At 70.0% G+C, this 18,026-nt stretch carries 16 protein-coding genes; 6 read left to right on the top strand and 10 right to left on the bottom strand.

All coding sequences use genetic code 11. From position 1 onward, the window contains the following. The first annotated feature begins 66 nt into the window (after positions 1 to 66). Positions 67 to 549 carry a DUF3180 domain-containing protein gene (locus tag OG953_RS24095; protein ID WP_093893743.1) on the top strand — a complete coding sequence of 161 codons (483 nt, stop codon included), beginning with the start codon at positions 67 to 69 and terminating at the stop codon, positions 547 to 549. A gap of 37 nt (positions 550 to 586) precedes the next feature. Here the strand turns inward: OG953_RS24095 and folE are convergent, their stop codons facing one another. The 6 genes from folE to dacB form a co-directional block, all read right to left on the bottom strand. Continuing rightward, positions 587 to 1,192, bottom strand: a complete 606-nt coding sequence (gene folE, locus OG953_RS24090; protein ID WP_114245223.1) for a GTP cyclohydrolase I FolE — start codon at positions 1,190 to 1,192, stop codon at positions 587 to 589. 155 nt (positions 1,193 to 1,347) lie between these two features. Then, positions 1,348 to 3,378, bottom strand: a complete 2,031-nt coding sequence (gene ftsH, locus OG953_RS24085) for an ATP-dependent zinc metalloprotease FtsH (RefSeq protein WP_405686784.1) — start codon at positions 3,376 to 3,378, stop codon at positions 1,348 to 1,350. A 212-nt stretch (positions 3,379 to 3,590) separates the two neighbouring features. Continuing rightward, positions 3,591 to 4,130 carry a hypoxanthine phosphoribosyltransferase gene (gene hpt / locus OG953_RS24080; protein WP_072487175.1) on the bottom strand — a complete coding sequence of 180 codons (540 nt, stop codon included), beginning with the start codon at positions 4,128 to 4,130 and terminating at the stop codon, positions 3,591 to 3,593. A 99-nt stretch (positions 4,131 to 4,229) separates the two neighbouring features. Beyond that, the gene (gene tilS, locus OG953_RS24075; protein ID WP_405686783.1) at positions 4,230 to 5,312 is read right to left on the bottom strand and encodes a tRNA lysidine(34) synthetase TilS; all 1,083 of its coding nucleotides are present in this window, start codon (positions 5,310 to 5,312) and stop codon (positions 4,230 to 4,232) included. 199 nt (positions 5,313 to 5,511) lie between these two features. Further along, positions 5,512 to 6,645 carry a zinc-dependent metalloprotease gene (locus OG953_RS24070; RefSeq protein WP_405686781.1) on the bottom strand — a complete coding sequence of 378 codons (1,134 nt, stop codon included), beginning with the start codon at positions 6,643 to 6,645 and terminating at the stop codon, positions 5,512 to 5,514. Positions 6,646 to 6,694: 49 nt separating this feature from the next. After that, positions 6,695 to 8,200 (bottom strand): D-alanyl-D-alanine carboxypeptidase/D-alanyl-D-alanine-endopeptidase, encoded by a 1,506-nt coding sequence (gene dacB / locus OG953_RS24065; RefSeq protein ID WP_405686780.1) that lies wholly within the window; start codon positions 8,198 to 8,200, stop codon positions 6,695 to 6,697. An 86-nt stretch (positions 8,201 to 8,286) separates the two neighbouring features. Between dacB and OG953_RS24060 the strand changes: the two genes are divergently transcribed. Beyond that, a complete protein-coding gene (locus OG953_RS24060) occupies positions 8,287 to 8,781 on the top strand; it encodes an inorganic diphosphatase (protein WP_003968257.1) in 495 nt (164 codons plus the stop codon). Between the two features lie 229 nt (positions 8,782 to 9,010). After that, complete coding sequence (locus OG953_RS24055) at positions 9,011 to 10,726, top strand: threonine/serine exporter ThrE family protein (RefSeq protein ID WP_405686778.1); 1,716 nt, start codon at positions 9,011 to 9,013, stop codon at positions 10,724 to 10,726. A 24-nt stretch (positions 10,727 to 10,750) separates the two neighbouring features. Here OG953_RS24055 and OG953_RS24050 read toward each other — a convergent pair whose 3' ends face one another. Both OG953_RS24050 and OG953_RS24045 read right to left on the bottom strand, forming a co-directional pair. Continuing rightward, positions 10,751 to 11,464 carry a DedA family protein gene (locus OG953_RS24050; protein ID WP_405686777.1) on the bottom strand — a complete coding sequence of 238 codons (714 nt, stop codon included), beginning with the start codon at positions 11,462 to 11,464 and terminating at the stop codon, positions 10,751 to 10,753. A 279-nt stretch (positions 11,465 to 11,743) separates the two neighbouring features. Continuing rightward, positions 11,744 to 12,502 carry a MerR family transcriptional regulator gene (locus tag OG953_RS24045; protein ID WP_405686776.1) on the bottom strand — a complete coding sequence of 253 codons (759 nt, stop codon included), beginning with the start codon at positions 12,500 to 12,502 and terminating at the stop codon, positions 11,744 to 11,746. 139 nt (positions 12,503 to 12,641) lie between these two features. On the opposite strand from OG953_RS24045, the gene OG953_RS24040 reads away from it, so the two are divergent. The 3 genes from OG953_RS24040 (at position 12,642) to OG953_RS24030 (ending at position 16,243) form a co-directional block, all read left to right on the top strand. Then, positions 12,642 to 13,991, top strand: coding sequence for an ion channel protein (locus OG953_RS24040; protein ID WP_405686775.1), 1,350 nt, complete (start codon positions 12,642 to 12,644; stop codon positions 13,989 to 13,991). 134 nt (positions 13,992 to 14,125) lie between these two features. After that, complete coding sequence (wrbA, locus tag OG953_RS24035) at positions 14,126 to 14,749, top strand: NAD(P)H:quinone oxidoreductase (RefSeq protein ID WP_405686774.1); 624 nt, start codon at positions 14,126 to 14,128, stop codon at positions 14,747 to 14,749. A 69-nt stretch (positions 14,750 to 14,818) separates the two neighbouring features. Further along, entirely contained in the window at positions 14,819 to 16,243 is a 1,425-nt protein-coding gene (locus OG953_RS24030) for a glutamate decarboxylase (protein WP_405686773.1), read from the top strand. 17 nt (positions 16,244 to 16,260) lie between these two features. On the opposite strand, the gene OG953_RS24025 is transcribed toward OG953_RS24030, so the two are convergent. Together OG953_RS24025 and OG953_RS24020 are read right to left on the bottom strand one after the other, a co-directional pair. After that, on the bottom strand, positions 16,261 to 17,046 hold the full coding sequence (locus tag OG953_RS24025; protein ID WP_405686771.1) for an ABC transporter permease: 786 nt from the start codon (positions 17,044 to 17,046) through the stop codon (positions 16,261 to 16,263). Next, positions 17,043 to 17,990, bottom strand: coding sequence for an ATP-binding cassette domain-containing protein (locus tag OG953_RS24020; RefSeq protein ID WP_405686769.1), 948 nt, complete (start codon positions 17,988 to 17,990; stop codon positions 17,043 to 17,045). The genes OG953_RS24025 and OG953_RS24020 overlap by 4 nt, the downstream gene beginning before the upstream one ends. Between the last annotated feature and the right edge of the window lie 36 nt (positions 17,991 to 18,026).

The following is an 18,026-nucleotide window of genomic DNA, read 5'->3' as shown; positions in this document are numbered from 1 at the left end:
AACGGATCACTGGCGACACGGACCACTGGTGACACGCACCACTGGCGGCGAAGGGCGGATCACTCGGTGAAGCAACTACGGCTCGGGGTACTGGTCGGCCTCTTCGCCGCTGCCGGGGTGCTCTCCTGGGGCGGTGCCCGCCTCTGGGACTCCCTGGGCAGTCTGCCGAGCGTTCCCCTCGCCGCGCCGATCGTGCTCGCGGTGATCGCCGCCATCCTGCTCGCGACGGCCCTCTCCATCCGTTCCCGGCTGCGCGCCCAGCGTGAGCGCCGGCCGGGAGCCAAGGGCGTCGAGCCGCTGATGGCGGCCCGCGCAGTCGTCTTCGGCCAGGCCAGCGCGCTGGTCGTCTCCCTGGTCTCCGGCATGTACGGCGGCACGGGCGTCTTCCTGCTCGGCTCCCTCGACATCCCGGCCCGCCGCGACCAGGCGATCTACGCGGGCTTCGCGGTCCTGGCCGGCATCGCGGTGGTTGCCGCGGCCCTCTGGCTGGAGCGCATCTGCAAGCTCCCGGAGGACGAGGACAACGACAAGAGCTCGGCGGCCGCGTAGCGGTCACCGAGCTCTCCCCTCACAGCCGCTCCGGAGCTCAGCGCGCCATGATCAGGCTCATGGCCTCGGCGCGCGTCGCGGGGTCGCGGAGCTGGCCGCGTACCGCCGAGGTCAGCGTCTTCGCACCGGGCTTGCGGATACCGCGCATCGACATGCACATGTGCTCGCACTCGACGACGACAACGACCCCGCGCGGCTCCAGAATCTCCATGAGTGAATCGGCGATCTGCGTGGTGAGCCGCTCCTGGACCTGCGGGCGGCGGGCGAAGACATCGACGAGGCGGGCCAGCTTCGACAAGCCGGTGATCTTGCCGCTGGTCGCCGGGATGTACCCGACATGCGCGACACCCCGGAACGGCACCAGGTGGTGTTCACAGGTGGAGAACACCTCGATGTCCTTGACCAGCACCATCTCGTCGTGGCCGAGGTCGAACGTGGTCGTCAGAACGTCCTCGGGCTCCTGGTAGAGGCCCGCGAATATCTCCTTGTACGCCCGTGCCACCCGCCCCGGCGTCTCGCGCAGCCCCTCACGGTCCGGGTCCTCGCCCACGGCGAAGAGGAGTTCGCGTACGGCCGCCTCGGCCCGCTTCTCGTCGAACTCACCGATCGAACCCTGGCCGTCCAACGTCACCGGGTCGGTCATCTGTGCCTCGTTCCTCTGAGCTGTCACCCGCGCATACCTCCGCACGGGCGTACGAAAAAGCCGCGCCCCCACAGGCTAGAACCTGCGGGGGCACGGCATCCATTCCGGGCCCGGTGCGGCTCCCGTGACAGGGGCCACACCGGGGTCGCGGGACCTCAGCTCTCGGGGCGGTCCTCCGGGAGCACCTCGGTGGCCGGGACGGTGTCCGTGGGGACGACCGAGCCGTTCGCCGTGGTGGCACCGTTGGTGAGGGCGAGCTCCTTCGGCGAGAGCACCGGCGGCCGCGTCGACGGGGTGCGTCGGGCGGAACCGGTCCATGCCGGACGGGACGGGCGCTTCACGATCGGGGCGAAGATCTCGGCGATCTCCTCCTTGCCGAGCGTCTCCTTCTCGAGGAGCTGGAGAACCAGGGCGTCCAGCACGTCGCGGTTCTCGACGAGGATCTCCCACGCGTCGTTGTGCGCGGTCTCGATGAGCTTCTTGACCTCTTCGTCGACGAGGGCCGCGACCTCTTCCGAGTAGTCGCGCTGGTGGCCCATCTCCCGGCCCACGAAGGGCTCGGTGTTGTCGCCGCCGAACTTGATCGCGCCGAGCCGCTCCGTCATGCCGTACTGCGTGACCATCGCGCGGGCCGTTGCGGTGGCCTTCTCGATGTCGTTCGCAGCGCCGGTGGTCGGGTCGTGGAAGACCAGCTCCTCGGCCGCGCGCCCACCCAGCATGTAGGCCAGCTGGTCGAGCATCTCGTTGCGCGTCGTGGAGTACTTGTCCTCCTCCGGGAGCACCATCGTGTAACCGAGGGCGCGGCCGCGGGAGAGGATCGTGATCTTGTGGACCGGGTCCGACTGGGGGGAAGCCGCCGCGACCAGGGCGTGTCCGCCCTCGTGGTACGCGGTGATCTTCTTCTCCTTCTCGGACATGATCCGGGTCCGCTTCTGCGGACCCGCCACGACGCGGTCGATGGCCTCGTCGAGCATCTTGTTGTCGATCAGCTTCAGGTTGCCGCGCGCCGTGAGGAGCGCCGCTTCGTTCAGCACGTTCGACAGGTCGGCACCGGTGAAGCCGGGCGTACGACGGGCAACGGCGCCGAGGTCGACGTCCTTTGCGACCGGCTTGCCCTTCTGGTGCACCTTGAGAATCTCGAGACGGCCCTGCATGTCCGGCCGGTCGACCGCGATCTGCCGGTCGAAACGGCCCGGTCGCAGCAGCGCCGGGTCGAGGATGTCCGGTCGGTTCGTGGCGGCGATCAGGATGACGCCGCCCTTCACGTCGAAGCCGTCCATCTCGACGAGCAGCTGGTTCAGCGTCTGCTCGCGCTCGTCGTGACCGCCGCCCATTCCGGCACCGCGGTGCCGGCCGACGGCGTCGATCTCGTCGACGAAAACAATCGCCGGAGCGTTCGCCTTGGCCTGCTCGAAAAGGTCACGGACCCGGCTGGCACCGACACCGACGAACATCTCGACGAAGTCGGAACCGGAGATCGAGTAGAACGGGACGCCCGCCTCACCCGCGACGGCGCGTGCGAGCAGCGTCTTGCCCGTACCGGGAGGCCCGTAGAGCAGGACACCCTTGGGGATCTTGGCGCCGACGGCCTGGAACTTCGCCGGCTCCTGGAGGAACTCCTTGATCTCCTCGAGCTCCTCGACAGCCTCGTCCGACCCCGCCACATCGGCGAACGTCGTCTTCGGGGTGTCCTTGGTGATCAGCTTCGCCTTGGACTTCCCGAACTGCATGACCCGGGAGCCGCCGCCCTGCATCTGATTCATCAGGAACAGGAAGACGACCACGATCAGGACGAAGGGCAGCAGCGAGAGGAGGATCGAGATGAACGGGGACTGCTTCGACGGCGCGACAGTGTAGCCCTTGTCGATCTTGCCGCTCTCGAACTTCTGCTGCAGCGTGTCGGCCAGCTGGACACCCTGGTCGCCGATATAGCTCGCCTGGAACTTGCTGCCGGACTCGCCCGAAAGCTTCTGGCCCTTGTTCAACTCGATCTTGATGATCTGTTCGTCACCGGTGGTCAGCTTGGCCTGCGCCACCTGGTCCTTGCTGATCGCCTGGATCACCTTGCCGGTGTCCACCGATTTGTAGCCGCCCGACGAGCCGACGACCTGCATCAACACGACCACGGCGAGGACGGCCAGCACGATCCACATGACCGGCCCACGGAAGTATCGCTTCACGTCCATCCATACGGGGCGATGACGCCCCGTCCCTCCTGCCCGTAGGTAAATGCTGCTGTGAGAAAAGACTGTTCTTCGGACGGTACCCCAGCATTGTCGCCTGCGGCTGCCGGGGACGTCTGTCAAAACCCGCCTTCAAGGGCTCAACGGCGGGAATCCGGTAAAAGGTTCCCGCCGTCCGCCCCCGGACGGGCCGGGCGAGAGGTGCCGGGAGGTGGTCAGCCCCCGTAGACGTGCGGAGCGAGCGTGCCGACGAAGGGCAGATTGCGGTACTTCTCCGCGTAATCCAGCCCATATCCGACGACGAACTCGTTGGGGATGTCGAAGCCGACCCACTTGCAGTCGAGCGCGACCTTGGCCGCGTCCGGCTTGCGCAGCAGGGTGCAGATCTCCAGGGACGCCGGCTCACGCGAGCCGAGGTTCGACATCAGCCAGGACAGCGTCAGGCCCGAGTCGATGATGTCCTCGACGATCAGGACGTGCTTGCCCTTGATGTCGGTGTCCAGGTCCTTGAGGATCCGGACCACTCCGGAGGACTGGGTGCCCGCGCCGTACGACGAGACGGCCATCCAGTCCATGGTGACGGGGGTGGACAGCGCGCGCGCCAGGTCCGCCATCACCATCACTGCGCCCTTGAGGACGCCGACGATGAGCAGGTCCTTGCCCGCGTACTCCGCGTCGATCTTCGCGGCCAGCTCGACGAGCTTCGCGTCGATCTCTTCCTTGGTGAGGAGCACCGACTGAAGGTCGGTGCCCATGTCCTTCTCGTTCACCCGCGTCTCTTTCTTTGCCTGCCGGATCCGGGGTATTGGCCCGGACCTGCGCGGCCGCTCGCCTGCATGTCAGCCGCTCGTGCTTCAGCTCTGCCGAATCACCAGTCTGCCACCCTGTCGCATGGCTTCGACCCGGCCGGGCAGGTTGATGGCCCGCTGGCCGCGCCAGCCGGTGATCAGACGGTCGACTTCCTCGATGTGCCGGGCGAAGAGCGAACCGGCCGGGGAGCCCGCCTCCATGGCGGCCCGGCGCAGTACCCGGCGGCGCACGGCGGGCGGCAGCGCGTACAGCTTGGCGCACTCCAGCCGGCCCGCGTCGTCCCGCACGGCGCGGTCGGCCTCGGCGGCCCAGGTGTCCAGGGCGTCGGCGTCGTCGCGGGAGAGCTGCGCCGTACGGGCCAGGGCCTCGACGACCCCTTTGCCCAGGGCCTTCTCCAGGGCGGGCAGGCCCTCGTGACGCAGTCGGGAGCGGGTGTAGGCGGGGTCGATGTTGTGCGGGTCGTCCCAGACGGGCAGCGACTGGACGAGGCAGGCCTTGCGGGCGGTCTGGCGGTCGAGCTGGAGGAAGGGGCGGCGGTAGCGGTCGGCCGGGCCGGATGCGGCGGCCATGCCGGAGAGGGAGCGGATGCCGGAGCCGCGGGCGAGGCCCAGCAGCACCGTCTCCGCCTGGTCGTCACGGGTGTGGCCGAGCAGGACGACGGCGGCGCCGTGCCGCTCGGCCGCCGCATCGAGGGCGGCGTAGCGGGCGTCGCGGGCCGCGGCCTCGGGTCCGCCTTCCTGGCCGACCTGCACGGCGACGGACTCGACCGGGTCGAGGTGCATGGCGGTGAGGCGGTCGACGACCTCGGCGGCCCGGGCGTCGGATCCGTCCTGGAGGCCGTGGTCGACGGTGATGCCGCCGGCCCGGACGTCGAGTTTGCGGGCCTCGAAGGCGAGGGCGGAGGCGAGTGCCATGGAATCGGCGCCGCCGGAGCATGCCACCAGCACCAGTGGGGTATCGGGGCGTTCGGGGAGTGCGGCGCGCTGCCTGCCCGCGCCGGCGTCGGCGAGCTCGGGGTGTGGGGTGCGCCGGGTGTGCTCGGCGGCCCGGGTGTGTTCGGTGAGTACGTCGTGGAGTACGCGGCGGACCGCCAGGCGTATCGCCGCGACCGCAGGATGGGGACCCATGTCCGGTGCCCTTCGTGAAGTTTTGGGAGGTGCCTCGGAGTGGCGGGACGGGAAGAGTGCCGTCACTCAGAGTGCGTCGATGGTGACAGAGGCAAGCCGTCCATCGAGCATTGCACGCCTTCCCATGCCTCTACGGTCCCTCGGATGGGTGAATACCGGCGCGTTCGTGTTCTGTCGTTCGCCGTCGGGCCCGTCGTGATCAGGACTCTGCCTTACGGTGCACCCTCGCGATCCAGTCCGTCGGTTTCGCGATCTCCGCCTTGGTCGGGAGGGTGTTCGGTGAGGTCCAGACCCGGTTGAAGCCGTCCATGCCGACCTCGTCGACCACGGCACGGACGAATCGCTCGCCGTCGCGGTACTGGCGCAGCTTGGCATCGAGCCCGAGAAGCTTGCGCAGCGCCTGGTCGAGACGGCTCGCACCGCGCGCCCTGCGCTGCTGGAACTTCTCCCGGATCTCGCCGACGGAGGAGACGACCTCGGGGCCGACGCCGTCCATCACGTAGTCGGCATGGCCTTCGAGCAGGGACATCACGGCGGTGAGCCGGCCGAGGATCTCGCGCTGGGCGGGTGTCTGGACCAGTTCGACGAGGCTGCGGCCGCCGTCCTCGCCGTCCTCGCCCTCGGGGCGGCCCCCGGCCAGGGACTGGGCTGCCTCGCGGAGCCGTTCCAGCACGGCCATCGGGTCGACGTCGGTCTCTTCGAGGAACGACTGGATCTCGCCCTGCAGATGGTCGCGAAGCCAGGGCACACCGGTGAACTGGGTGCGATGGGTCTCCTCGTGGAGGGCGACCCAGAGCCGGAAGTCGTGCGGGTCGACCTCGAGTTCGCGCTCGACGTGGACGATGTTCGGGGCGACGAGCAGCAGCCTGCCGCCGCCGTCGGCCGAGGCCGGGAGCTCACGGGTGGCGGGGGCGAACGTCTCGTACTGGCCGAGGACCCGGGAGGCCAGGAACGACAGCAGCATCCCCACCTCGACGCCGGTCACCTTGCCGCCGACCGCACCGAGCACGGCGCCGCCCGGGCCGTTGCCACGCCGGTCCTGCATCTTCCCCAGGAGCGGGCGGAGCAGTTCGCGGAAGCCCGCGACATTGGCCTTGATCCAGCCGGCCCGGTCCACGACCAGGACCGGGGTGTCCTCCGGTTCGGTCCCCTCGGGGATCATCCGGGTGAAGGAACGGACGTGCTCCTCCGCAGCCTTGGCATGCCGGCGCAGCTCCGCGACGACCTCGCGGGCGTCCTCGCGGCTGATCTCGGGCCCCGGCCGCACAAGTCGGGTCGCGGTCGCGACCGCGAGATTCCAGTCGACCATCTCGGCACCACCGATGCTCGTCATGCGTCAACCGTACGTGCTCGGGTGCGTCCGCGGTGTGGTGTTGACCGGCTCATCGGGTACGGGCGGCGAGGCTGGTGGCGAGGGCGTCGAGGGAGGACTGGGCCTCGGACGGAGATGTCGTACCGGATGCCAGGAAGGCGAAGGCGAGCAGCCGGCCCTGCGTGTCGACGACCGTCCCGGCGAGGGTGTTCACGCCGGTGAGGGTGCCGGTCTTGGCGCGGATCAGGCCGGTGCCTGCGGACTTCTGGGTGTAGCGGCCGCTGAGGGTGCCGCTGAATCCGGCCACCGGGAGGCCGGTGAGGACGGGGCGCAGTTCGGGGTGGTCGGGGTCGGCGGCGCGGGCGAGGAGGCCGGCCAGCAGTCCGGCGGTGACCTTGTCCTTGCGGTTCAGCCCGCTGCCGTCGGCGAAGTTCGCACCTTTCAGCGGCAGGTGGAGCTTCTTGAGCTGTGCGGTGACGGCCCGTCGGCCGCCGTCGAAGTCGGCCCGTTCGCCCGCGGCCAGGGCGGTCTGCCGGGCGAGTGCCTCGGCGATGTCGTTGTCGCTGTTGGTCAGGGCCCGTTCGACCAGCGCGGAGAGCGGGGCGGAGAGGTGTTCGGCGACCGGCCGGGACTTGGCGGCCGGCCTGCCGGGCGCCGGGCCGGACCGGGTGGCGATCCCGGCGTCGTGGAGCATTTCGCCGAAGGTCCGGGCGGCGTCACCGGCCGGGTCGTCGCTGCGTGGGGCGGGTCCGCTGTCGGTGCTGTCGAGCCTGCCTTCGTCGGTCATCAGGGCGCTGACGGGCGCGATGTTCTCGTTGGGGCCGATCGGGTGCCGGGCCGGGCCGGAGTAGCGGGAGGTGTCGTACGTGAGGCGGACCGTTTTTACGCCCCGGTCCTTCAGGGTGCGGGCGGTGTCGGCGGCCAGTGCGCGCAGAGCGGCCTTGTCGAGGGTGGGGTCGCCGCCGCCGACCAGGGCAATGCTGCGGGAGTCGGGGGACGCCCGGACCGTCGTGGCAATGCGGTGGTCGGGGCCGAGCGCGCTCAGGGCGGCGACCGCGGTGGCGATCTTGACGGTGGAGGCGGGTGTCATGGGCGTGTCGGCGCCCTGGCCGTACAGCCGCTCGCCGGTGGCGGTGTCGATGACGACGGCGGTACGCACGGTGCCCAGGGCGGGGGCCTTCAGCAGCGGGCCCAGGGTGGCACGGAGGGCGGCCGCTGCGCCGTCCGGAGCGTCTCGGGCGTCCGGGGCGGCGTTGTCGACGACGGAGGAGAGGGGCGCGAGGACGGCCGGGGCGCTGGGTGCGGGCTCCGGTCCGGACGGTGCGCCGGGTTCGTGATGTACGCCACCTGTACGGCTCCGGGCGGCTGCCCAGTCCTGCTCGGCCTTACGCTGACCCGAGTCCCAGGGGCCGGCGGCAAGGACGACGCCGGCTGCGAGCGCCAGGCCGAGGCCGGCGGAGACAGCCGTGAACTGCCGATCGTTCAGTCCCTTCAGCCTGACCACGCTGGCCTGCCGGGTGAGCCTGCTCAGCTTGTCGAGCGGATCGACCGACGGTCTTTTCACCGGCTCGTCCACCGTTGACCAGCCCCTTTCGCGAGCACACATCTGCGTGGGGGACACTTAATCACCAGTCGTATGTCTTGATCATGGAGGAGCCACCCGTGGAGTTCGACGTCACCATCGAGATCCCGAAGGGTTCGCGGAACAAGTACGAGGTGGACCACGAGACCGGTCGGATCCGCCTGGACCGTCGACTCTTCACCTCGACCAGCTACCCGGCGGACTACGGCTTCGTCGAGAACACCCTCGGCGAGGACGGTGACCCGCTGGACGCGCTGGTCATCCTGGACGAGCCGACCTTCCCCGGCTGCCTCATCAAGTGCCGCGCCATCGGCATGTTCCGGATGACGGACGAGGCCGGCGGCGACGACAAGCTGCTGTGCGTGCCGGCCTCCGACCCCCGGGTGGAACACCTGCGTGACATCCACCACGTGTCGGAGTTCGACCGCCTGGAGATCCAGCACTTCTTCGAGGTCTACAAGGACCTGGAGCCCGGCAAGTCCGTCGAGGGCGCCGACTGGGTCGGCCGCGCCGAGGCCGAGGCCGAGATCGAGGCCTCCTACAAGCGCCTTGAGGCACAGGGCGGCGCGCACTGACCCAAGGGTCGCGGCCGGATTCCGGCCGGGGTACATCGCACGGTTCCGTTTACGGTTCCGTGCCGGAGACGGGCGGCACTCCTTCCCACGGGGTGCCGCCCGTCTCGTCTGCCCGTCCGCGTGCCCGTCCGGTCCGTGGTTCCGCCCTCCTCGCATCCGCACCCTTGCCCGTGGCCATACTGGGCAGAAGCGCAACCGAAGACGCGCAGCCGATGAGGAGCGAGGTCGAGTGGTGGCGGAACCGGGCGGTCCGGAGGACCAGAAGCCCCAGTCCGACGAGGCGCGCAGCGCCTTCGTCCCGCCGGCCGGGGTGGGGAGGCCCACGTCTGCCTCCGACGACGATCACCCGACGTCGGAATTCGCCATTCCGACCGGTCTGACGACCGAGCCCCAGGGGTCGGGGACAGGCTCCGCTTCGGGCTCCGGACCCGGTTCCGGTCCGGCCTCCGGCTCGGACACGATCGGCTCCGCCTTCGCCCCGCCGCGCACCTACAGCGCCCAGCATCCGCCACCCGCGTTCACTCCGGCGCACGGCAGCCCGATGATCCGGCTGACCAAGGAGGCCCCTTGGCAGGACCGGATGCGCACGATGCTGCGGATGCCGGTCGCCGAGCGCCCGGCACCCGAGCCGGTGCAGAAGTCCGACGAGGCGGGGCCCGCGGTGCCGCGCGTGCTCGACCTGACGCTGCGTATCGGGGAGCTGCTGCTCGCCGGCGGTGAGGGCGCCGAGGACGTCGAGGCGGCGATGTTCGCGGTGACACGCAGCTACGGCCTGGACCGCTGCGAGCCCACGGTCACCTTCACCCTGCTGTCGATCTCGCACCAGCCGTCGCTGGTGGACGACCCGGTGACGGCGAGTCGTACCGTACGCCGTCGTGGCACCGACTACACCCGGCTGGCCGCCGTCTTCCGGCTCATCGACGACATCACCACCGAGGATGTCGAGGTCTCGCTGGAGGAGGCCTACCGGCGCCTGGCCGAGATCCGGCGCAACCGGCACCCGTACTCCGGCTGGGTGCTGACGCTGGCCGCCGGCGGTCTTGCGGGGGCGGCATCGGTGCTGGTCGGCGGTGGTCCACTGGTGTTCCTGGTGGCGGCGATCGGCGCGATGCTCGGCGACCGGCTCGCCTGGCTCTTTGCCGGGCGGGGGCTGCCGGAGTTCTATCAGTTCGTGGTGGCCGCGATGCCGCCCGCCGCGATGGGCGTGGCGCTGACCCTCACCCACTGGTCGGACGTACGGCCGTCCGCGGTCATCACCGGTGGGCTGTTCGCGCTGCTGCCGGGGCGGGCCCTGGTGGCGGGTGTGCAGGACGGGCTGACCGGTTACTACATCACCGCCGCCGCGCGCCTGCTCGAAGTCATGTACCTGTTCATCGGCATCGTCGTCGGTGTGCTCCTGGTCCTGTATCTGGGACTTCAGCTGGGCGCCCAGCTGAACCCCGAGGCCAGGTTCATCGCCAACGACCGGCCGGTGGTGCAGATCCTGGCATCGATGGCGCTCTGTTTCGCCTTCGCGATCCTGCTTCAGCAGGACCGGTCCACGGTGCTGGCGGTGACCCTCAACGGCGCCGTGGCCTGGGTGATCTACGGGGCGATGGCCAGGACCGGCGGTATCTCGCCGGTGGTGGCGACGGCGACAGCGGCCGGTCTGGTGGGCCTGTTCGGGCAGTTGCTCTCGCGCTACCGGTACACCTCGTCGCTGCCGTTCATCACGGCGGCGATCGGCCCGCTGCTGCCCGGCTCGGCCACGTACTTCGGTCTGCTCGGCATGGCACAGGGCAACGTGAACACCGGGCTCGCCTCGCTGTCGACCGCGGTGGCAACGGCGCTGGCCATCGCGATCGGGGTGAATCTGGGAAGCGAGATCTCCCGGCTGTTCATGCGGGTGCCGGGGGCGGTCGGCGGGGCGAATCGCCGCGCGGCCAAGCGGACACGCGGCTTCTGAGGCTGCCGCCGGTACGGCTCCGGGTCAGCGCTTGGCGTGGCGGCCGCGCTGCCCCGTGGCCGGGCTGCCCCCGGTGGACGGGCCGTGGCCCTCGCCGCCACCGGCCGCCGCTTCCTTCTTCGTCCTGGAGCGGGCCCGCAGGAACTCGATCGCGATCGGCACCACCGAGATGAGCACGATCAGGATGAGTATCGCCTCGATGTTCTTGCGGACGAACTCGATCTGCCCGAGCGCGGCCCCGAGCAGCGTGACCCCGACGCCCCAGAGCACACCGCCGATGACGTTGAACGTGATGAACGAGCGGTAGTTCATCCGGCTCACACCGGCGATGATCGGCGTGAACGTACGCACGACGGGCACGAAGCGGGCCAGGATCAGCGACTTCGGTCCGTACTTCTCGAAGAACTCGTGGGCCTTCTCGACGTTCTCCTGCTTGAAGAGGCGGGAGTCCGGGCGCTTGAAGAGCGACGGGCCGACCTTGCGGCCGAAGAGATAGCCCACCTGGTCGCCGATGATCGCCGCCAGCGCCACCAGGACGCAGACCAGCCAGAGCGGATACTTCAGCTGGCCCGTGGTCACCAGCAGACCCGTGGTGAACAGCAGGGAGTCGCCGGGCAGGAAGAAGCCGATCAGCAGTCCGGACTCGGCGAACACGATGAGGAGGACACCGATTAGTCCGAAGGTGCTGATCAGATAGTCCGGGTCCAGCCAGCTCGGTCCGAGCGCAAGCGTATTCAAGGGTCCGGGCTCCTGGATCGATCGATGGCGGCTGCGTGGCCGCCCAAAGCTATCAACGCAGGATGACGCCCCCGGGTTCCAGTGGCCCGCGCGAGGATACATACTCCGGCGAACCGGGGCAAAAGCTTTCCGCAGGAGGTGCCACGCGATGGGCATCGAGGAATACGGCGGCGGACAGACGGCCCAGTCCGACGGTGTGCGCGTACAAAACGGCCGCCGTGATCAGCAGGAGCTGAGCGACGCGGCTACGGGGGTGAGAGCGCCCCACCCCCGTGCCGGTTACGCGAGGCGCTCCGCGTTGGCGTCGATCGCGTCCCGCAGGTGCTCGGCCAGGCCCGGCCGCATCGACTCGTAGTACGCGCGGAACTGCGGGTCGGACACATACATCTCGCCGAGTCCCCGGTGGATCTCGGGGGTGCACTCGTAGAACCACTTGGTGATGTGGAGCCGGTGGGCCTCGGCGAGGTCCATCGCCCGTTCCCCGGTGGCCGGTTCACCGGTCTCCATCAGGGCGTTGTAGGCGGCGCCCCAGTCGGCGACCTCCGCCTGCATCCGCTTCCAGTCGTCCTTGGTGTACCGGGCGACCCGGCGCTGCGACTCGGCGTACGTGGCAGTGCCGCCCCAGCGGCGTTCGGCCTCCTCCGCGTGCTCCTCGGGGTCCTTGCCCCCGAAGACCTCGAACTTCTCCTCGGGCGTGAGGTTGATGCCCATCTTCCGTGCCTCCATGGCTGTTTCGACGGCGGCGGCCATCTTTCGCAGTTCGGCGATCCGGTCGGACAGCAGCCGGTGCCGGCGCCGCAGATGCTCCTGCGGGTCCGCGTCCGGGTCGTCGAGCAGTACCGCGATCTCGTCGAGCGGGAAGCCGAGCTCCCGGTAGAACAGGATCTGCTGCAGCCGGTCGAGGTCACCGTCGTCGTAGCGGCGGTGACCCGCGTGGCTGCGCCCGCCGGGCGAGAGCAGTCCGATGCCGTCGTAGTGATGCAGGGTGCGCACCGTGACTCCGGCGAATCCGGCGACCTGGCCCACGGAATAGTCCACGACTCCCCGCTCCCTTCTCCGTTCCGGGTACGTACTGAGCCTGCGTCCTGACGCGACGCGAGGTGCAAGCCCGAGGCGCCATCGCCGCCGGCGCCATGCGAGGGGAGTTATGCCGCTTGTGCATCGTTATGGTGATCCGATGGTCATAGATTCTCCCGATCCTGTCAGTACCGCTCCTGCCGATGCCGCTCCCGCCAGAGCCGATCCCGTCAGAGCCGATCCCGCCAAAACCGATCCCGCCAAAACCGATCCCGTACGCCGGCTGCTGCCCGTCATCGTGCCCGCACTGGCCGTCGGGGTCGTCTCGGCCCTCGTCCTGCTCGGCGTGAGCCTGCTCGCGGAGAAGCTGCAGGACGTGCTCTGGGGGACGCTCCCCGACGCGCTCTCCATCGGCCGCTACTCCACGCTCTGGATAGTCGTGGTGCTCACCGCGAGCGGGCTGGCGGCCGGGCTGCTCATCCGGGTGATGCCCGGCCATGCCGGTCCCGATCCGGCCACCAGCGGGCTGGTCGATCCGCCGCTCGCGCCGGGCGTGGTTCCGGGTCTGCTGCTCGTCACGGTCGTCACCCTGGCGGGCGGGATCAGCCTCGGTCCGGAGAATCCGATCACGGCCGTCAATATCGCGCTGGCCTTCTGGCTCGGCCGCCGGTTCGCTCCCGGCACGTCGGCGGAGCTGTGGGTCTCCCTCGCCGCGGCCGGCACCATCGGCGCGCTCTTCGGCACCCCGGTCGCCGCCGCACTGATCCTCTCCGAGATCCTCGCCTCCCGCGCCGGACCGGGTGCGCTCTGGGACCGGCTCTTCGGCCCACTCGCGGCGAGCGCCGCCGGTGCGCTCACCATGACGCTGCTGGCCCGCCCCAGCTTCGACCTGTCGCTGCCGCCCTACACCCACCCGCACTGGGGCGATCTGCTCTCCTCGGTCGTCATCGCTGCGGCGGGCGCGCTGCTCGGCCTGGCGGCGGTGTACGCCTTCCCGTACGTGCACCGGGCCTTCCGGGCCCTGAAGCACCCGGTCCTGGCACTGACCCTCGGCGGGCTGCTGCTCGGCCTGCTGGGCGCGCTGGGCGGCCGTCTCACCCTGTTCAAGGGGCTCGACGAGGTGATGGAGCTCGCCGCCGACCCGAGCGGCTGGTCGGCCGGGCAGTTCGCGGTCATGGCCGTGGTGAAGACGGCCGCGCTGCTGATCGCGGCGACCTGCGGCTTCCGGGGCGGGCGGATCTTCCCCGCCGTCTTCGTGGGTGTCGCACTGGGGTTGTGCGCCCATGCCCTGGTCACGTCCGTGCCGGTGACGCTGGCGGTGACCTGTGCGGTACTGGGGGTGCTGCTGGCCGTCACCCGGCAGGGCTGGCTGAGCCTGTTCACCGCGGCGGTGCTGGTCGGCGACACGGCTGTGCTCCCGATGCTGTGCATCGCCTCGTTGCCGGCCTGGCTGCTGGTGACCGGGCGGCCGCAGATGCAGTTGCACGAGGACGGTACGCCGCTGAGGTGAGCCCGGACCGGGCACCTTGCCCGACCCCCTGGTCCCCGCCGCTCGACGCGCCGGATGCCCCTGCTTTCCGTATCGTCACATCCGTATGGATTCGCATGGGTACGTCCCGTAAGGCCCTGTCGGAGGATTCCGCAATGCCCACGTCCGTCAACGTCGCCGTCATCTACTACTCCTCGACCGGCACAATCGCCGCGATGGCCAAGGCCACCGCGCAGGACGCCGAGAAGGCCGGTGCGGAGGTACGGCTGCGCAAGGCCGGCGAGCTCGCCCCGCAGGCGGCCATCGACTCCAACCCGGCCTGGGCCGCCAACGCGAAAGCGACCGCGGACATCGCCGAGGCGTCGAAGGACGACATGCTCTGGGCGGACGCCGTGATCTTCGGTACGCCGACCCGGTTCGGCAATGTCGCCGCCCAGCTCAAGCAGTTCATCGACACCCTCGGCAGCCTCTGGCAGGCAGGCCGTCTCGCCGACAAGGTCTACAGCGGCTTCACCTCCACCAGCACCGCGCACGGCGGCCAGGAGTCCACACTGCTCGCGCTCTACCACACGATCCACCACTTCGGCGGCATCCTGGTCGCCCCCGGCTACACGGACCCGTCGAAGTTCGTCGACGGCAATCCGTACGGCACTTCGCACGTCGCGGGGCAGGGCGACATCCCGGTCGGCGTGCAGACCCTGACCGCCGCCCGGGTCCAGGCCGAACGGGTCGTGAAGTTCACCCGGGCCATCAAGGACGGCCTCGCCGCCGAGAGCTGAACCACCGCACACCGACAGGACCGTCGCGGGTCACGATGACCGCCGAGAGCCGAGAAGGGCTGTCCGCCGATGCCTCTCCACAAAGGTTCGCCCCAGGGCACGGAACCGTCCGAGGAACGCCGCAGGCTGGCCCTCAACCCGTTCTTCGGGGAGGCCGACCCCACCGCCGGAATGGAGTCGGCACCGCCCCGGCACCGGCTGCCCGACGGGCCGATGCCGCCCTCGACCGCGTACGGCCTGGTCCATGACGAGCTGATGCTCGACGGCAATGCGCGGCTCAACCTCGCCACCTTCGTCACCACCTGGATGGAGCCCCAGGCCGGGGTGCTGATGGGCGAGTGCCGCGACAAGAACATGATCGACAAGGACGAGTACCCGCGCACCGCCGAGCTGGAGCGGCGCTGTGTGGCGATGCTCGCCGATCTCTGGAACGCCCCCGACCCTTCGGCCGTCGTGGGCTGTTCGACCACGGGCTCCAGCGAGGCCTGCATGCTCGCCGGCCTGGCGCTCAAACGCCGTTGGGCGGCCAGGAACCCCGACCGCTACCCGGCGACCGCCCGGCCGAACCTGGTCATGGGCATCAATGTGCAGGTCTGCTGGGACAAGTTCTGCAACTTCTGGGAGATCGAACCGCGCCTGGTCCCGATGGAGGGCGAGCGCTTCCACCTCGACCCGCAGGCCGCGGTCGACCTCTGCGACGAGAACACCATCGGCGTCGTCGGCATCCTCGGTTCCACCTTTGACGGTTCGTACGAGCCGGTCGCGGAGCTCTGCGCGGCCCTGGACGCCCTTCAGGAGCGCACCGGCCTCGACGTCCCCGTCCATGTGGACGGGGCGTCCGGCGCGATGGTGGCGCCGTTCCTGGACGAGGACCTGGTGTGGGACTTCCGGCTGCCCCGGGTCTCCTCCATCAACACCTCCGGGCACAAGTACGGCCTGGTCTACCCGGGCGTCGGCTGGGCACTGTGGCGCTCGCCCGCAGAGCTGCCCGAGGAGCTGGTCTTCCGGGTCAACTACCTGGGCGGCGACATGCCGACCTTCGCACTGAACTTCTCCCGGCCCGGCGCACAGGTGGTGGCGCAGTACTACACCTTCCTGCGGCTGGGCCGGGAGGGCTACCGGGCCGTTCAACAGGCGTCCCGGGACGTCGCCGGCGGGCTCGCAAAGCAGATCGAGGAGCTCGGGGACTTCCGGCTCCTCACCCGGGGCGACCAGCTGCCCGTCTTCGCGCTGACGACCGCGCCGGATGTGCAGGCGTACGACGTCTTCGACGTGTCGAGACGGCTGCGCGAGCACGGCTGGCTGGTGCCCGCGTACACCTTCCCCGCCAACCGGCAGGACCTGTCGGTGCTCCGGGTGGTGTGCCGCAACGGCTTCTCGTCGGACCTCGCCGACCTTCTGCTGGAGGACCTCAGGCTGATCCTGCCCGAACTGCGCCGCCAGCCGCACCCGTTGAGCCATGACAAGCAGGCGGCAACGTCCTTCCATCACTGAGAGCCGGGCAGCGGATCTCAGCGGTCGATCCGCCCGAACCTCCTTACCGCCAGCGGGAGGAACACCGCGATCAGCGCCAACGGCCAGGTCACCGCCAGCAGTTCGGCGTGGTCGGACGCCCAGGTGCCGCCGGGCCCGCCCGGGTTGCCGAACAGGCCGCGTACCGCCGTGGCCGTGGCCGACATCGGGTTCCATTCGACGACCGCGCCCAGCCAGCCCGGCATCGAGTCGGGGGTGGCGAAGACGTTGGAGAGGAAGCCGACCGGCCAGACCAGGATCTGCACCGCCTGCACCAGCTCCGGCTTCCCGGCCACCAGCGCCAGCTGGATGCCGATCCACAGCATCGCGAAGCGCAGCAGCAGAAGCAGCCCCAGCGCCCCCAGCGCCGCGGCCGGCCCGTGGTGCCAGCGCCAGCCGACCGCGTATCCGACGCCGGTCATCACGGCGAGCGCGGCGGCCGACTGGAGCATGTCCGCGACGCTGCGGCCGACCAGCACCGAACCGGAGACCATCGGCATGGCACGGAACCGGTCGATGACGCCCTTGTCGAGGTCCTGGGTGACCGCGAGCATGGTCGACTCCAGGCCGAAGGCCATGGTGAGCGCGAGCATGCCGGGCACCAGGAACTCGGTGTTGTCGCCGTCGACGCCCTGCCCGCCGCCGACCAGATAGTTGAACATCAGCAGCAGCATCACGGGGAAGACCAGGCCGACGACGATCCGCACCGGCTGCCGCGCCCAGTGCGCCAGTTCGCGTCGCGTCATCGTCCAGGAATCGGACACCGCCCAGCTCATCGCGCTCATGCCGCCGCCTCCGCGTGCTCCGGCCTCCGGTCGGTCAGCGAGAGGAAGACCTCGTCCAGTGTCGGGCGCCGCACCGCGATGTCCTCCGCCTCGATGCCCGCCTCCTCCAGCGCACGCACGACCCGGGTCAGGGTCGCCATCCGGTCCGGCGCCGGTGCCCCGATCAGCCGCCGGTCCGCGTCGACTACCGCGCCGTCACCCAACAGCAGGGCAGCGGCCGCCAGTTGCGAACCGTCCCGGATCACGACATCGATGCGGTCCCCGGCCACCATCGCCTTCAGCTCGTCGGCCGTCCCCTCGGCGGCCACCCGTCCGGCGTCGATCACCGAGATCCGGTCCGCCAGCTGATCGGCCTCCTCCAGATACTGCGTGGTCAGCAGTACGGTCGTGCCGCCGCCCACCAGTGAGCGCACCGCCGACCACACCTCGGCCCGGCCGCGCGGGTCGAGTCCGGTGGTCGGCTCGTCCAGGAAGAGCACCTCCGGGTCGGTGATCAGCGAGGCGGCAAGATCGAGCCGTCGCCGCATGCCGCCGCTGTACTCCTTGACCGGCCCCCGGCCGGTGTCCGCGAGCCCGAAGCGGGCCAGCAGTTCGTCCGCCCGCGCACCCGCCCGGCGTGCGCCCAGGTGGTACAGACGGCCGAACATCTCCAGGTTCTGCCGGCCACCGAGCTCCTCGTCGACCGCCGCGTACTGCCCGAGCAGTCCGATGCGGCGCCGGACCTCGCCGGCCCGGTCCCGTACGTCGAATCCCGCCACCTCGACCCGCCCCTCGTCGTGCCGCAGCAGCGTCGACAGAATGCGTACGGCCGTGGTCTTGCCCGCGCCGTTGGGGCCGAGCACGGCATGGACGGTGGAACGGCGGACCGTGAGGTCCAGGCCGTCCAGGGCGCGCTTCTCCCCGTATCGCTTGTGCACACCTTCGACAACGATCGCGTCGGTCAAAATCGCCACACCCTCTCGTAGTCAAACTTGACTAGC

Origin of the sequence: Streptomyces sp. NBC_00057, assembly GCF_045041165.1 — a bacterium.
In the GTDB taxonomy this organism is placed as follows: domain Bacteria; phylum Actinomycetota; class Actinomycetes; order Streptomycetales; family Streptomycetaceae; genus Streptomyces.
The sequence above is the reverse complement of the archived record's forward strand: the minus strand, read 5'-3'. Positions and strand labels throughout refer to the sequence as shown.

Excerpts from the sequence above, each read along its gene's own strand:
- wrbA (WP_405686774.1), top strand. The coding sequence starts at position 14,126 with ATGCCCACGTCCGTCAACGTCGCCGTCATCTACTACTCCTCGACCGGC.
- tilS (WP_405686783.1), bottom strand. The coding sequence starts at position 5,312 with ATGGGTCCCCATCCTGCGGTCGCGGCGATACGCCTGGCGGTCCGCCGC.
- OG953_RS24040 (WP_405686775.1), top strand. The coding sequence starts at position 12,642 with ATGGTCATAGATTCTCCCGATCCTGTCAGTACCGCTCCTGCCGATGCC.
- ftsH (WP_405686784.1), bottom strand. The coding sequence starts at position 3,378 with ATGGACGTGAAGCGATACTTCCGTGGGCCGGTCATGTGGATCGTGCTG.
- OG953_RS24070 (WP_405686781.1), bottom strand. The coding sequence starts at position 6,645 with ATGACGAGCATCGGTGGTGCCGAGATGGTCGACTGGAATCTCGCGGTC.
- hpt (WP_072487175.1), bottom strand. The coding sequence starts at position 4,130 with ATGGGCACCGACCTTCAGTCGGTGCTCCTCACCAAGGAAGAGATCGAC.
- folE (WP_114245223.1), bottom strand. The coding sequence starts at position 1,192 with ATGACCGACCCGGTGACGTTGGACGGCCAGGGTTCGATCGGTGAGTTC.
- OG953_RS24030 (WP_405686773.1), top strand. The coding sequence starts at position 14,819 with ATGCCTCTCCACAAAGGTTCGCCCCAGGGCACGGAACCGTCCGAGGAA.
- OG953_RS24025 (WP_405686771.1), bottom strand. The coding sequence starts at position 17,046 with ATGAGCGCGATGAGCTGGGCGGTGTCCGATTCCTGGACGATGACGCGA.